This is a genomic window from Kitasatospora sp. NPDC004723, assembly GCF_040609255.1.
Taxonomy (GTDB): domain Bacteria; phylum Actinomycetota; class Actinomycetes; order Streptomycetales; family Streptomycetaceae; genus Kitasatospora.
Window position 1 is genome coordinate 87453 of record NZ_JBEXJT010000001.1, and the last position, 14708, is coordinate 102160.

Annotated in this window: 11 protein-coding genes; 8 read left to right on the forward strand and 3 right to left on the reverse strand. The window is 73.4% G+C overall.

Annotated features, from left to right (window positions below; translation table 11 throughout):
• Window positions 1-289: 289 nt before the first annotated feature.
• The 4 genes from groL to ABZW10_RS00470 all read left to right on the forward strand — a co-directional run bounded on the left by groL (window position 290) and on the right by ABZW10_RS00470 (window position 6027).
• The gene (groL, locus tag ABZW10_RS00455) at window positions 290-1912 is read left to right on the forward strand and encodes a chaperonin GroEL (RefSeq protein WP_344334086.1); all 1623 of its coding nucleotides are present in this window, start codon (window positions 290-292) and stop codon (window positions 1910-1912) included.
• A 95-nt stretch (window positions 1913-2007) separates the two neighbouring features.
• A complete protein-coding gene (locus ABZW10_RS00460; protein ID WP_355357554.1) occupies window positions 2008-2367 on the forward strand; it encodes a hypothetical protein in 360 nt (119 codons plus the stop codon).
• 154 nt (window positions 2368-2521) lie between these two features.
• The gene (locus ABZW10_RS00465; RefSeq protein WP_355357557.1) at window positions 2522-3271 is read left to right on the forward strand and encodes an ABC transporter ATP-binding protein; all 750 of its coding nucleotides are present in this window, start codon (window positions 2522-2524) and stop codon (window positions 3269-3271) included.
• Window positions 3268-6027 (forward strand): ABC transporter permease, encoded by a 2760-nt coding sequence (locus ABZW10_RS00470; protein WP_355357560.1) that lies wholly within the window; start codon window positions 3268-3270, stop codon window positions 6025-6027. Before ABZW10_RS00465 ends, ABZW10_RS00470 begins: the two co-directional genes overlap by 4 nt.
• Before the next feature lie 39 nt (window positions 6028-6066).
• Here the strand turns inward: ABZW10_RS00470 and ABZW10_RS00475 are convergent, their stop codons facing one another.
• On the reverse strand, window positions 6067-6741 hold the full coding sequence (locus ABZW10_RS00475; protein WP_355357563.1) for a hypothetical protein: 675 nt from the start codon (window positions 6739-6741) through the stop codon (window positions 6067-6069).
• 82 nt (window positions 6742-6823) lie between these two features.
• On the opposite strand from ABZW10_RS00475, the gene ABZW10_RS00480 reads away from it, so the two are divergent.
• The 3 genes from ABZW10_RS00480 (at window position 6824) to ABZW10_RS00490 (ending at window position 9015) form a co-directional block, all read left to right on the forward strand.
• Complete coding sequence (locus ABZW10_RS00480) at window positions 6824-7222, forward strand: PadR family transcriptional regulator (RefSeq protein WP_355357566.1); 399 nt, start codon at window positions 6824-6826, stop codon at window positions 7220-7222.
• Window positions 7219-8190 carry a hypothetical protein gene (locus ABZW10_RS00485; RefSeq protein ID WP_355357569.1) on the forward strand — a complete coding sequence of 324 codons (972 nt, stop codon included), beginning with the start codon at window positions 7219-7221 and terminating at the stop codon, window positions 8188-8190. Before ABZW10_RS00480 ends, ABZW10_RS00485 begins: the two co-directional genes overlap by 4 nt.
• Before the next feature lie 138 nt (window positions 8191-8328).
• Window positions 8329-9015: a copper homeostasis protein CutC gene (locus ABZW10_RS00490; protein WP_355357572.1), complete on the forward strand. Its 687-nt coding sequence runs from the start codon at window positions 8329-8331 to the stop codon at window positions 9013-9015.
• Window positions 9016-9069: 54 nt separating this feature from the next.
• Here the strand turns inward: ABZW10_RS00490 and ABZW10_RS00495 are convergent, their stop codons facing one another.
• Both ABZW10_RS00495 and ABZW10_RS00500 read right to left on the reverse strand, forming a co-directional pair.
• Complete coding sequence (locus ABZW10_RS00495) at window positions 9070-11121, reverse strand: AAA family ATPase (RefSeq protein WP_355357575.1); 2052 nt, start codon at window positions 11119-11121, stop codon at window positions 9070-9072.
• 202 nt (window positions 11122-11323) lie between these two features.
• Entirely contained in the window at window positions 11324-12955 is a 1632-nt protein-coding gene (locus ABZW10_RS00500) for a DNA repair helicase XPB (RefSeq protein ID WP_355357578.1), read from the reverse strand.
• A gap of 108 nt (window positions 12956-13063) precedes the next feature.
• Here ABZW10_RS00500 and ABZW10_RS00505 point away from each other — a divergent pair, with 108 nt between their 5' ends.
• Window positions 13064-14623: a recombinase family protein gene (locus tag ABZW10_RS00505; RefSeq protein ID WP_355358858.1), complete on the forward strand. Its 1560-nt coding sequence runs from the start codon at window positions 13064-13066 to the stop codon at window positions 14621-14623.
• Window positions 14624-14708: the final 85 nt, after the last annotated feature.

Consider the following 14708-nt stretch of genomic DNA (forward strand, 5'->3'; position numbering starts at 1 on the left):
TTCGCCCCCGGGGTGGTCCCCCTTTTTGCCTCTGGGGGGGCCGTGCCCACCGGCGCCCCCGGGCCCCGCCGTCATGTCCGCGCGGCTCGCGGATCGTCGATTGGGCTTGCACTCGCCCACCCAGAGTGCTAATCATTGGCGTTAGCACTCAGAGCTTGAGAGTGATAAGCGGACCGGGTCGGTGAGGCCCCAGGGAGCGGTAGGGGAAGGGACCCCCGCACACCAGGGCCGTCCGTCGCGGGCACCCCTTGGTCCGAGCAGTCGACCGTGTCCCGGAGGACCACTTCAGATGGCCAAGATCATCGCCTTTGATGAGGAAGCTCGCCGCGGCCTTGAGCGTGGCATGAACCAGCTCGCCGACGCCGTGAAGGTCACGCTCGGCCCCAAGGGTCGCAACGTCGTTCTGGAGAAGAAGTGGGGCGCCCCCACCATCACCAACGACGGTGTCTCCATCGCCAAGGAGATCGAGCTCGAGGACCCGTACGAGAAGATCGGTGCGGAGCTCGTCAAGGAGGTCGCCAAGAAGACCGACGACGTCGCGGGTGACGGCACCACCACCGCCACCGTGCTGGCCCAGGCGCTCGTCCGCGAGGGTCTGCGCAACGTCGCCGCCGGCGCCAACCCGATGGCCCTGAAGCGCGGTATCGAGAAGGCCGTCGCCGCCGTCTCCGACCAGCTGCTGGCCCAGGCCAAGGACGTGGAGACCAAGGAGCAGATCGCCTCCACCGCCTCCATCTCCGCCGCCGACACCCAGATCGGCGAGCTGATCGCCGAGGCCATGGACAAGGTCGGCAAGGAAGGCGTCATCACCGTCGAGGAGAGCAACACCTTCGGTCTGGAGCTCGAGCTCACCGAGGGCATGCGCTTCGACAAGGGCTACATCTCGGCCTACTTCGCCACCGACCTGGAGCGTATGGAGACCTCGTTCGAGGACCCGTACATCCTGATCGCCAACTCCAAGATCGGCTCGGTCAAGGACCTGCTGCCGCTGCTGGAGAAGGTCATGCAGAGCGGCAAGCCGCTCGTCATCATCGCCGAGGACGTCGAGGGCGAGGCCCTGTCGACCCTGGTCGTGAACAAGATCCGCGGCACCTTCAAGTCCGTCGCCGTCAAGGCCCCGGGCTTCGGCGACCGCCGCAAGGCCATGCTCCAGGACATCGCCATCCTCACCGGCGGCACCGTGATCTCCGAGGAGGTCGGCCTGAAGCTGGAGAACGCGGGCGTCGACCTGCTGGGCACCGCCCGCAAGGTGGTCATCACCAAGGACGAGACCACCATCGTCGACGGTGGCGGCGACAGCGAGCAGGTCGCGGGCCGGGTGAACCAGATCCGCGCCGAGATCGAGAACAGCGACTCGGACTACGACCGCGAGAAGCTCCAGGAGCGCCTCGCCAAGCTGGCCGGCGGCGTGGCCGTCATCAAGGCCGGCGCGGCCACCGAGGTGGAGCTCAAGGAGCGCAAGCACCGCATCGAGGACGCCGTCCGCAACGCCAAGGCCGCCGTCGAGGAGGGCATCGTCGCCGGTGGTGGCGTCGCCCTGCTGCAGGCCGGTGTCGCCTTCGACAAGCTGGAGCTGGACGGCGACGAGGCCACCGGTGCCAACATCGTCAAGGTCGCGCTGGAGGCCCCGATCAAGCAGATCGCGACCAACGCCGGCCTGGAGGGTGGCGTCGTGGTGGAGAAGGTGCGCAACCTCCCCGCCGGTCACGGCCTGAACGCCGCCACCAACGAGTACGTCGACCTGGTCGCCGAGGGCATCATCGACCCGGCCAAGGTCACCCGCTCCGCGCTGCAGAACGCCGCCTCCATCGCGGCGCTCTTCCTCACCACCGAGGCCGTCATCGCCGACAAGCCGGAGAAGGCCGCCGCGGCCGCCGGCGGCGGCATGCCGGGCGGTGACATGGACTTCTGATCCTGACGGATCGGACGGTTCCTCGCTCGCACGGGCGGTTCCCCTCGGGGAGCCGCCCGTGCGGCGTTCCCGGACCTTCCTGGGAGACTGGACGGATGGCTACGACAGAGGACATCGAGACGGCGCTGCACACCGCGCGGGCGCTGATCCTGGCCGACCTGACCGCGCGGGACGCCGCCGACGCCGCCGTGGTGTCACTGGTGGAGAAGGCCGTGGCGCACCGCCGCTGGTGGCTGGAGCAGTGGCCGGACGGCACCGGCTTCGTGCTGGGCCTGGTCGCCCAGGACGTCCAGGACGCGCTGCTGGAGACCCACGGCCGCTGGCCGCTGTGCGCGGACTGCGCGGCGGACGGGGACCCGCACGCGCTGGGCGTGGAACCGGAGCTGGGGCCGGACCCGCACTGGGTGTGCGGCAAGCGCGGTGTCGTGGTGGCGGCGGTGGGGGAGCTGGCGTAGCCCCGTCCGTGGCCTCGCCGCCGTCGCGCCTCCGGGTGCGGCGGCGGCTTTTTCGTGCCGGGTGGAACCGATGGACTGCATATGCAGTCTACCGACTTATATAGTCCATCTGAGTCTTCGCGGCCGAGAGCTCCACGGCCGAGAGGGGAGCCCCATGTCCCAGCCAGATCCGACCCGGCCCGTCCTCGAACTGCGCGCGGTCACCCGGGTGCACGGCGCGGGCGCGGCCGAGGTGCAGGCGCTGCGCGGCATCGACCTGGCCATCCGTCCGGGCGAGTTCGTCGCCGTCATGGGGCCGTCCGGCTCCGGCAAGTCCACCCTGCTCACCCTGGCCGGCGGCCTGGACCGGCCCAGCCGCGGACAGGTGCTGGTCGAGGGCGTCGAGCTCGGCGCGCTGAGCCGGACCGGCCTGGCCGCCGTCCGGCGCCGCTCGGTCGGCTACGTCTTCCAGGACTACAACCTCGTCCCGGCGCTGACCGCCGCCGAGAACATCGCACTGCCCCGGGAGCTGGACGGCGTGCCCGGACGGACCGCCCGCGGCGAGGCCCGGGCCGCGCTGGGCGAGCTGGGCATCGCCGAGCTGGCCGACCGCTTCCCCGAGCAGCTGTCCGGCGGGCAGCAGCAGCGCGTCGCCATCGCCCGCGCCCTGGTCGGTGACCGCCGGCTGGTGCTGGCCGACGAGCCCACCGGCGCCCTCGACTCCGCCACCGGCGAGGCGGTGCTGGGCGTGCTGCGGGCGCGCTGCGACGCGGGCGCCGCCGCCATGATGGTCACCCACGACGCCCGGCACGCCGTCTGGGCCGACCGGGTGGTCGTCCTGCGCGACGGCCTGGTGGTCGAGGAGAGCGCCGGGCGACAGGCCGCGCGGCTGCTCGCCGCCGCCCCGGACGGGGGCCCGCGATGAGGCTCTCCGCCCTGCGCGTCGCTCTGCGGATCGCCCGCCGCGACGCCCTGCGGGCCAAGGGCCGCAGCGTCCTGGTGGCCGCCATGGTCGCGCTTCCCGTGCTCGGGGTCGCCGGTGCCGACGTCGTCCACCGCAGTGGACAGCTCACCCCCGGCGAGCGGGTCGAGCGGCTGATGGGCGGGGCGGACGCCCTGATCACCGCCCACCGGCCGGGCCGCTCGGTCGACCAGGGGCCGTTCGCCGAGGACGGTGTGCAGGTGCTGCGGGAGGACCGGACCGATCCGGCCTCGGTGTCGGCCGCCGCCGCGGCCGGTTCGCCCGCCGACCTGGTCGCGGGGCTGCTGCCCGCGGGCGCGGTGCTGTTGCCGGCCACCGCCGGGCCGGCGGTCAGCACCTCCACCCGGGAGGGCCTGTTCACCACCGCGACCTCCGAGGCCGATCTGACCGACCGGATCTGGCAGGGCCGGCTCGACCTGGTCGAGGGGCGGGCGCCGAGCGCGCCGCACGAGGCGGCCGTCACCCGGGCGTTCCTGGACGAGGCCGGACTGCGGATCGGTGACTCCACCACGGTCAAGGGCCTCGACGGCGCGCCGTTCCGGCTGACCGGTGCGGTCGAGTACCCGGGTGACCTCGGCAAGGTCGAGCTGGTGGCGCGGCCCGGCGAGTTGATCGCCCCCGTGGCCGCGGCCGCGCCCTCCGCGGGCGCCCCGTCCGGGCTGACCGCGGCCGGGGCGGACGAGGCCCGCCCCGAGCGCTGGCTGGTGCGGATGCCCGGCGGTGCCGCCCTGGACTGGCCCGCCGTCCGGAAGCTCAACCGGTACGGCTTCACGGTGACCTCGCGCGCCGTGGCGCTCGACCCGCCGCCCGCGTCCGCCGTCACCTATGATCCCGATCTGTTCAGGCTCCCCGACGCGGACAAGCGGATCGTCGTACTGGCTACGGTGGCCGGGATGGCCTTGCTGGAGGTCGCCCTGCTGGCCGGCCCGGCCTTCGCGGTGGGTGCCCGGCGCTTGCGCCGGCAGCTCGCCCTGATCGGCGCCGCCGGCGGCAACCGCGGCCACGTTCGCGCGGTCGTGCTCGGTTCCGGACTCGTGCTCGGCACCGCCGGCGCGGCCGTCGGCCTGGTGGCGGGCGTCGGACTGGTCGCGGTGCTGCGGACCCGGGCCGAGGAGGCCGGCGGCAGCCGCTTCGGGCACTTCGCGATCGCGCCGCTCGACCTGCTGGCCATCGCCGCCGTAGGCGTGATCACCGCGCTGCTGGCCGCCGTGGTGCCCGCGGCCCAGGCCGCGCGCCGCGACGTGGTGGCCGGCCTCACGGGCCGGGACAGCGTCGGCGCGCCGAGTCGCAGGCTCCCGCTGCTGGGCCTGGTCCTGGTCGTCGCGGGCGCGGGCCTGGCGCTCTACGGCGCCGGCGGCCAGGACGCCACCGGCCTGCCGGTGTTCCACGGGCTCACCAGGAAGGCGCTCACCGTGCTCGCCGGGGCGGTCACCGCGGAGATCGGCTTCCTGCTTTTCACCCCGCTGCTGATCGCGCTGTCCGGCCGGCTCGCCGCCCGGCTGCCGCTCGGCCCCCGGCTGGCCCTGCGCGACTCGGCCCGCCACCGCGGCCGCACCGCGCCCGCCGTGGCCGCCGTGATGGCCGCCGTCGCCGGAGCCGTCGCCGTCGGTGTCTACACCACCGGTACCGAGGCCCAGGACCGGGCCGCCTACCGGCCGACCGCCCCGATGGGGGCCGTCGTGGTCGAGGCCCCGATGAAGCCGGACGACCCGCAGCTGCCGCGGCTGCGCGCCGCCGTCGAGCGGGACCTGCCGGACGCGGGTGCGCGCGCCGACGTCCACGGCATGCTGTACGTCTTCTGCGAGGGCTGCTCCAGTGCGGTGCGGGCCAAGGGCACGGGCGGGCGGTTCGACGACGGCGGCTCCGGGAGCCGCGCCCTGGTCGGCGACGCGACGGTGCTGCACAACCTGTTCGGGGTGAACGACCGGGCCGTCGAGGAGGCCCTGGCCGCCGGCAAGGCGATCGTCTTCGACCGCGACCGGCTGCACGACGGCCGGGCGGTGCTCACCATGCTGGGCGCGGCCGGCGGCGGCCCGGTCCGGCCCGGGGAGGCGCCGCAGCCGGGCGTCAAGGAGATCGCAGTCGACGCGCTTCTGGTCGACAACCCGGACGCCGCCCGGTACGGGGGGCTGCTGATGAGCGAGGACGCGGTGCGCAGGGCCGGTCTCGCCACCGAATCGATCGGCTCGGTGTGGCGGCCCGCCCACCCGCCCACCGCCAAGGTGCAGCAGCGCGTCGAGGCCGATCTGGCCCAGGTCGTCCCGCGGGCGACGCTGCACGTGGAGCGCGGCTTCCAGCCGAAGGACGACGTGATCAGCCTCGCGCTCGCCGGGTTCGCCGTGGTGGTGGTGCTGGGCGCCGCGGCCGTGGCCACCGGTCTGGCCGCCGCCGACTCCCTGGTCGACCGGGCCACGCTCGCCGCGGTCGGCGCACCGCCGCGGATCCACCGGGTGCAGGCCGGCCTGCAGAGCACGCTGATCGCAGGGCTCGGAGCGGCCGTCGGCACGGTCAGCGGGTTCGTGCCCGCGGTGGCGCTGCTGCGCTCGCACGCGGGCGGGCGGATCGGCGGGCCGGAGGCCCCGTTCACCGCGCCGTGGGGGCTGCTGGTGATGATCACGGTGGTGCTGCCGGTGGTGGCAGGGCTGGGTGCGGCCGCGTTCACCCGGTCGCGGCTTCCGCTGGCGCGCCGGGCGGGGTGACGCCGGGCGGCTCCGGGGCCGTCGGCCGGGTGGGCGCGCTCAGCCGGCGGCCTCCAGACGGGCGAGCTCGGCGGCCAGATTGGCCCGGGCGGGGGCGTCGAAGCGGGCGTGCGCGGTGGGCGTGCGGTAGAGCGCGGGGAGTGCGATCAACTGCCGGAGCACGGCCGCGCGCCCGGCGCGGAAGTCCGGCTCGGGGACGAAGGCGTACTCCTCCCGGACGGCCGCCGCGTACGCCGCGTAGGCCTGCGGCGGGCCGCCGAGGACGGCGAGGTCGGCGTCGCACAGCACCTCGCCGTCACGGTCGCCCGGTCCGGGGTGGTGGGTCACGGTCAGCCGGACCAGCCGGGCCACCTCCTCGATCCGGGCGGCGGGCAGCCCCGCCCCGGTCAGCGCCCGGACGGCGAGGGTGGCGCTGCGCTCCTCGTTCTCCGAGCGGTCCGGGCGGTAGACGGCGTCGTGGAACCAGGCGGCCAGCCGGACGGCGTCCGGGTCGTCGGCGTGCCCGGCGAGCGCGTCGACGTGGCCCAGCACCGCGCGCAGGTGATCGGTGGTGTGGTAGCGGCGCTGCGGCTCGGACCAGCGGCGCAGCAGTTCCCGGCCGGCCGGGGCGGGGTCGGAGCCGGTGCCGCAGCGGTGGAGCAGGGCGGTCCAGGCGGCGAGCAGGTCCTCGGGGGCGGCAGCGGGGGCGGCGTCGGGTCCGGTGGCGTCGGGCATGGGGTCAGTCTGCTGCCCGGCGACCGCCCGAATGAGCGATTCCACTGGACCTTATATGTCGGTGACCTGTATATGTAGCTCCATGACAGAACGGGCCATGCAGGAACCGACACTGCTCCTCCTCACCGCGCTGGCCGACGCCCCGAGGCACGGCTACGCACTGATCCAGGAGATCGCCGCCATCTCGGACGGCCGGGTCAAGATGCGCACCGGCACGCTGTACGGCGCGCTCGACCGGCTGCTCCAGCAGGGACTCATCGAGATCGCGGCCGAGGAGATCGTCGACGGCCGGGCCCGGCGCACCTACGCGCTCACCGACACCGGTCGCGGCGCCCTGGCCACCGAGGCGGAGCGGCTGCGCGCCGTCGCCACCGAGGCCGAGCGGCGGCTGGCCGCCGTCCGCCCGGCCGCCGGCCGGCCTTCCGGCGGGACCGCCAGGCCCGCGTTCACCTTCACCAAGGCCAGGGGGGCCCTCGCATGACGGTGCAGACCTTTCCCGGGATGGTCGCGGACCCGGTGGCGTTCCGTGCCGCGCTCCGGCTCTACCCGGCCCGCTACCGGCGCGAGCGCGGCGCCGAACTCTCCGCCGTCTTCGCCGACAGCACGGCCAGGGCGGGGAAGCTGGCCACCGCCCGGGAGGCCCTCGACCTCGGGGCGTACGGGCTGCGGATGCGCACCGGCCTGACCTCCTCCTCGCTCGCCGGGCGGCTGCTCGCGCTGGCCGCGCCGCTGATCGCCGGCGGGATCGCGGGGGTCGGCCTGACCCGGGGCCTCTACGACGCGCTGTTCAACCCCGGCTGGCACTCCAACTGGGACCTGCCGGACCACCTCAACCAGGTGCCCCACTACCTCTGGTACCTCGGCCAGGTGTTCGTGCCGCTGCTGCTGGTCGCCGCCGTCGCGGTGGGCCGGTGGCGGCTCGCCAGGGCGGCGGCGCTCGCCGTGGCGTCCGTCGGCGCGCTGGGGGTGCTGCTGTCGGCGGCGACCATGCCGGGCGGCTGGCTGGTCTTCGAGGAGTCCTGCGAGGCGGCGCCGCAGCTGTTCGCCGGACTGCTCTTCGCGCTCGCGCCGCAGGACCTGCTGGAGCGCCCGAGCGGACGCGGGCTGGCGGTGCTGCCGGCCGCGCTGGCCGGCGGCGGACTCCTGCTGGTGGCGCAGGACTTCTACAGCTCCTTCGTGCTGCTGGACGGCAACGCGGCCGCGGTGCTGCTGCTCGTCCCGGCGGGCGCGCTGCTCTTCGCGGCGCGGGAGCGCCTGGCCCCGGCGGCGATCGGTCTCGCGGTGCTGCCGCTGACCTTCCTGTTCAGCGTGTTCCGGCTGTGGCAGGCGCTCGGCGGGATGTGGCGGCTGCTCCCGGTGGCGGGCGCGGTGCTGCTGGCGCTGCTGGCGGCCGGGTGGCTGCTGCGGCGGGGCGCCGGCGGAACGGGGGGCGGCCGGAGCCTCGCGTAGGGCTGTGCGGGCGGCCGGACGTCCGGGTCGGGGGACCCGGGCGTCCGGCCGTTCCGTGCTTTCCGGGGGCGGGTGTTGTCCGGCCAAGTGGCCGCACGGGGCTCGCCGGGGGCGGACCGATGTGGCAGGCTGTCTCATATGTCTAGACCAATTTTCGAAGTCATCGCGCTGACCCCCCAGGACGCCCAGGCCGCCGAGTCGGGCGGCGCCGACCGGCTCGAACTGGTCACCGACATGGCCGCCGACGGACTCACCCCGTCGGTCGAGGACTTCGCCAAGATCCGCGCCGCCGTCGAACTGCCGCTGCGCGTCATGCTCCGCATCCGGGACGGCTTCGCGCCCGGCGATCTGGACGAGCTGCGCGCCCGCGCCGCCGCGCTCCGGGCCGAGGGCGCCGACGAGTTCGTCTTCGGCTTCCTCGACGCCGAGGGCGGGGTCGACCTGGCCGCCACCGAGGCCGTCGCCGAGGCGGTGGCCGGCTGCCGCTGGACCTTCCACCGGGCGATCGACCACAGCGCCGACCGGGCCGCCGTCCGCGCCGCCGTCGGCGCGCTGCCCGGGCTGGACACCTTCCTCACCTCCGGCGCGGCCGGCGGGGTGGACGCCGGCCGGGACGTCCTGCTGGCCGAGCTGGCCCGGTCCGGCGAGCCCGGCCACACCCAGCGGATCCTGATCGGCGGCGGCCTGCGGGCCGAGCACCTGCCGGAGCTGCGGGCCGCCGGGTTCGACGCCTTCCACGTCGGCGGCGCGGTCCGGGTGGACGGCTGGCAGTCGCCGGTGGACGCCGCCAAGGTCGCGGAGTGGCGCGGGATGATCGACGGCTGAACGCCGCCGGGCACCGGGGCCGGGCCGCCGTGACGACGGGCCGGCCCCGCCCGTTCAGCCCAGCTGCTCCGGCAGCGGCTCGGCGTGCAGCACCTCCAGGCCGGACACCGCACGGGTCAGCGCCACGTACAGCCGGCGCAGCCCGGTCCGCTCGTCCGGCTCGCCCGCGACCACCGCGGCCGGCTCGTCCAGCACCACGTAGTCGTACTCCAGACCCTTCGCCAGCGACGCCGGGACGAGCGTCAGCCGGGCCTCGGCGCTGGTCTCGGTGCCGGGAGCGAGGTGCGCCAGCCCGGCCTGCGTCAACGCCTCCGCCAGCTCCGGGACGCGCGCGTCGGCCGCGATCAGGCCGGTCGACCCCTCCCGCTCCAGCGCCCTCCGACAGGCCGCGACCACGGCCTCCGCCCGCTCCTCCTCGGCGACCTGGCGGATCGTCAGCGATCCCGGGGCCTCACGCACCGAACTGGCCGGGTTCAGCCCGGGGGCGATCGACGGCAGCAGCCGGGAGGCGTACGCGATGACCTCCTCCGGCACCCGGAAGCCCTTGGTCAGCTCCTCGATGTGGGCGGCCGGCTTGCCCAGGTGGTGCAGCGCCTCCGGCCAACTCGCCGTCGCCCAGGGGGTGGTGCCCTGCGCGAGGTCGCCCAGCACGGTCGCCGAGCCGGTGGTGCAGCGGCGGCCGACCGCGCGGTACTGCATCGGCGAGAGGTCCTGCGCCTCGTCCAGCACCACGTGCCCGAGCGAGGCGGTGCGCCGCACCAGGTCGGTCGCCTCGTCGACGAGCACGGCGTCGGCGGCGGTCCAGCGGGCGGTCTTCACCGAGCGGCCCCGCTTGGGCCACAGCACGGCCGCCTGCTCCTCGGCGCTCAGCACGCCGTCCGCGCACGCGGCCAGGAACTCCGGCTCGGAGAGCAGCCGCAGCACCAGCTTGGCCGGGTCGACCGCCGGCCAGCACGCCTTGACCACCGCTTTCACGGCGGCGTTGCGGGCCACCGCGTCCTGCACCCGGTCGTCCGGGGCCTCGCCGCCCTGCTCCATCTTCAGCAGCACGGCGTGCGAGATCCGCTGCGGCAGCGCCTCGGCCGCCGCGCCGTAGCGGATGTCGCGGCCCTTCAACTCCTCGATGATCCCGGTCAGTTCGTGGACCGGGACGCGCCAGCGGCGGGAGCCGCGGATCACCACGCACGGCTCGGTGGGCAGCGCGATGCCGGAGCGGACCGCGCGGCGCAGCACCTCCGCCATCCGGGCGTCGCCCTTCAGCCGGGCCGCCTCGGGGGAGTCCTCGCCGCGCACCTCGACGTGCCCGACCAGCTGCTGCACGGTGGCCTGCGCGACGTCCAGCTCGCCCAGTGCGGGCAGCACCTGCTCGATGTAGGAGAGGAAGGCGTTGTTCGGGCCGATCACCAGGGTGCCGGTGCGGGCCAGCCGCTCGCGGTGCGCGTACAGCAGGTACGCCACGCGGTGCAGGCCGACGGCGGTCTTCCCGGTGCCGGGGGCGCCCTGCACGCAGAGGGTGCCGGAGATGTCGGCGCGGACGATCTCGTCCTGCTCCGGCTGGATGGTCGCCACGATGTCGCGCATCGGGCCGACGCGCGGCTTCTCGATCTCGGCGGCCAGCAGGGCGGAGGCACTGTCGTCCTCGGCGGGGTCGGAGAGGTGCTCGTCCTCGTAGGCGGTGAGCTCGCCGCCGGTGTAGCCGAAGCGCCGGCGGCGCTCGACGTCCAGCGGCTCGGTGCGGCTGGCCCGGTAGAACGGCTGGGAGACCGGCGCGCGCCAGTCGATCACCATCGGGTCGCCGTCGCCGTCGTGCACGTGCCGGCGGCCGATGTAGAAGCTCTCTCCGCCGGATCCCTCGCTCAGCTCCTCGCTGATCGCGTGCAGGTAGTCGAGCCGGCCGAAGAACAGCGGGGTGTGCGAGAGGTCGGCCAGGGCGGCGATCCTGGCCTCGATCTGGTTCTGCAGCACCAGGGCGGTGACCCAGGTGCCGGTGACGTCACGGATGTCCAGGGACTCGACGTCCTCGCGCATCGCGCGCAGCGCGGCCCTGGACGCGGCCAGGTGGTCGCGTTCGCGCTGCAGGGGGTCGGTGGTGGGGGTGGCGGGCACAGCGAACCTTCCCGGCTGCCCCGGAGGCGGGCGCAGCGGATCGTAGGAGCTCACAGTGGATACCGGCCGGTTGCCGAACGGCCGGTACCTCCCCCGGCTGCCTGCGCGACTACAGCAGGTACCACGGTTCGGGAGGGGGCAGACGGACGATCCTAGCCGCGTCCGCCCCGCTGTTCCAGCCCCGCCGCCCCCACCACCTCCGTTACAGCACGTCGTCCGCGTCGATGATGCGGTAGGCGTAGCCCTGCTCGGCGAGGAAGCGCTGGCGGTGGGCGGCGAAGTCCTGGTCGACGGTGTCCCGGGCGACCACGGAGTAGAAGTGGGCGGCGTGGCCGTCCGCCTTGGGGCGCAGGACCCGGCCGAGGCGCTGGGCCTCCTCCTGCCGGGAGCCGAAGGTCCCGGAGACCTGGATGGCGACGGTCGCCTCCGGCAGGTCGATGGAGAAGTTGGCGACCTTGGAGACGACCAGGACGCCGATCTCCTTGTTGCGGAAGGCGTCGAACAGCTTCTCGCGCTGGGCGTTGCTGGTCTCGCCCTTGATCACCGGGGCGTCCAGGGCCTCGCCGAGCTCGTCCAGCTGGTCGATGTACTGGCCGATGATCAGCGTCTGGTCCTTCTCGTGCTTCTTGACCAGGGCCTCCACCACCCGGCGCTTGGTCGCCGTGGTCGCGCAGAAGCGGTACCGCTCCTCGGGCTCCGCGGTCGCGTAGGCGAGCCGCTCGGAGTCGGTGAGGGTGACCCGGACCTCGCAGCAGTCGGCGGGCGCGATGTAGCCCTGCGCCTCGATCTCCTTCCACGGCGCGTCGAAGCGCTTCGGGCCGATCAGGCTGAACACGTCGCCCTCGCGGCCGTCCTCGCGGACCAGGGTGGCGGTCAGGCCGAGCCGGCGGCGGGCCTGGAGGTCCGCGGTGAACTTGAACACCGGGGCCGGGAGCAGGTGGACCTCGTCGTAGACGACCAGGCCCCAGTTGCGGGCGTCGAAGAGCTCCAGGTGGGCGTAGACGCCCTTCCGCTTGGTGGTCATCACCTGGTAGGTCGCGATGGTGACCGGGCGGATCTCCTTGCGGGTGCCGCTGTACTCGCCGATCTCGTCCTCGGTGAGCGAGGTCCGCTTGACCAGCTCGTGCTTCCACTGGCGGGCCGAGACGGTGTTGGTGACCAGGATCAGCGTGGTCGACTTGGCGTGCGCCATCGCCGCCGCGCCGACCAGCGTCTTGCCGGCGCCGCAGGGCAGTACGACGACGCCCGAGCCGCCGTGCCAGAACCCCTCCACCGCCTGCGCCTGGTAGGGGCGCAGGCTCCAGCCGTCCTCCTCCAGGTCGATCGGGTGCGCCTCGCCGTCCACGTAGCCGGCGAAGTCCTCGGCGGGCCAGCCGAGCTTCAGCAGCACCTGCTTGATCTGGCCGCGCTCGGAGGGGTGCACCACCACGGTGTCCGGGTCGACCCGGGCGCCGACCAGCGGGACGATCTTCTTGGAGCGCAGCACCTCCTCCAGCACCGGCCGGTCGGTGGTGGTGAGCACCAGGCCGTGGGTCGGGTGCTTGAGCAGCTTCAGCCGTCCGTACCGCGCCATCGTGTCGGCCACGTCGACCAGCAGCGCGTGCGGCACCGGGTAGCGCGAGTACGTCACCAGGGCGTCCACGACCTGCTCGGCGTCGTGGCCCGCGGCCCGCGCGTTCCACAGCCCGAGCGGCGTCACCCGGTACGTGTGCACGTGCTCGGGCGCCCGCTCCAGCTCCGCGAACGGCGCGATGGCCCGGCGGCAGTCGCCGGCCCCGGGGTGGTCGATCTCCAGGAGAAGAGTTTTGTCGCTCTGGACGATTAGGCAGGACACACATACCTCCGTGGATAGGATCGCCGCGTGACAGAGACCACGACTGCCACTGTTCGGGCCATGCCCCGAGCCCGTCGCCGGAAGGGCGTTCCGGCCAGCGCACCAGGTATGCGCGCAGCTATCTATGTTCGCCTATCGCGCGAGACAGAGGAAACCACTTCGCCAGAGCGCCAGCGGGCGGCCTGCGAGCAGCTGTGTGCGGCCCGCGGTTGGACCGTGGTCGCCGTCGAGGAGGACATCGACGTCTCCGGGTTCTCGCGCGGGCTGGAACGCCCTGGGCTCCAGAAGATCCTTGAACGGCTCGACGAGTTCGACGTGATCGTGTTCTTCAAGATCGACCGACTTGCGCGGTCCACGGTGGACTTCGCCGAGATCATGAAGATCACTGAGGCGCAGAGCGTCGCACTGGCGTCGGCGACGGAACCGCTCGACCTCACGTCGTCTATGGGGCGGGCCATGGCGAAGGTGATTGCCGTCTTCGCCGAGCTGGAGTCGGACACCATCGGCATGCGGGTCGCCGGCGCCCACGAGCACCTTCGGCGGGAAGGCCGTTACACCGGGGGACGTGTCCCCTACGGCTACGAGGTGGCCCCGAACCCGGAGGGCGCAGGCAAGGTGCTGGTGGTCAACCAGGAGGAGGCCAAGACCATTCACTCGATCGTGAAGCGGGTGTTGGCCAAGGACTCGTTGATCCAGATCGCCATCGACCTGACGGAGGCCGACGTGCCGTCGCCGGGGCACACGTCCCGACAGACCACGGGTAAGCGCAGCAACTCGAAGAAGTGGTACACGACTTCACTCCGGAGTCTGCTGAGCAACCCGCAGTTGCTCGGGCAGGTCATCGAGGATGGCAAGCCGATCCTCCGGACCGATGGACTGCCGCTGGTCAACCGGCCGCCGATCCTGGACATGGACACCTGGCAGGCGCTTCAGGATGAGTTGGGCCGCCGGTCCAACAATCCGGGCGAGCGCAGGCGGGAGGCGACTTCACTGCTGCGCGGGGTGGTGCACTGCGCGTTGTGCGGCTTCCGGATGTACACCTACGTGGCCAGCGGGCGGACGCGGTATCGGTGCATCGGTCGGCTCAAGAAGCGGCAGGGCGGTGTTGCCGTTGACTGCTACGGCGTGAGCATCGCAGGGAAGGGGATGGAGGACCACGTCGAGGGCGAGTTCCTTCGGAAGTTCGGCCGCCTTCCCGTGGTGCGGGTGGTGGAGCACGTAGGGGAGAACTTCCGCCCGCAGATCAGGCAGGCGGAGGAAGCACTGACCGACCTGGAGAAGGACCGGTACGAGCGCGGTCTCTTCAAGGGCGACGATGGCGCGGAGCGCTTCACGACGCAGTACGCCCGCCTTGAGGAGCGGATTGCCGACCTCAAGGAGCGGCAGAGGAACGCGAAGCCGGCGGGAACGGAGGTGGTCCCGATCGGCAAGACGCATGAGGAGGTCTGGCGGGACGCCGACGTGGCCGGGAAGCGGGACCTGTTGCTTGGTGCAGGGGCGTATGTGGAGGTGGCTCCAGCGGCGAAGAGCGGCAAGGTCCTGGACCTGTCGCGGCTGGCGGTCTATTTCGGCGAGGAGGGACAGATGCGGCGGGCAGCTGCCTGCGAGAAGACCGTCCAGCAGGAAGCCCAGAGCGACGGCACTGGGGACGGTCTCCTGATGGCATAAGGAACGCGCTGGTCCGCCTCCTGAAGGTCTTATAGGTGGACCAGCGCGTATGCCTGCGCGGCGAAAGTGTGTGGGAATCTACCCC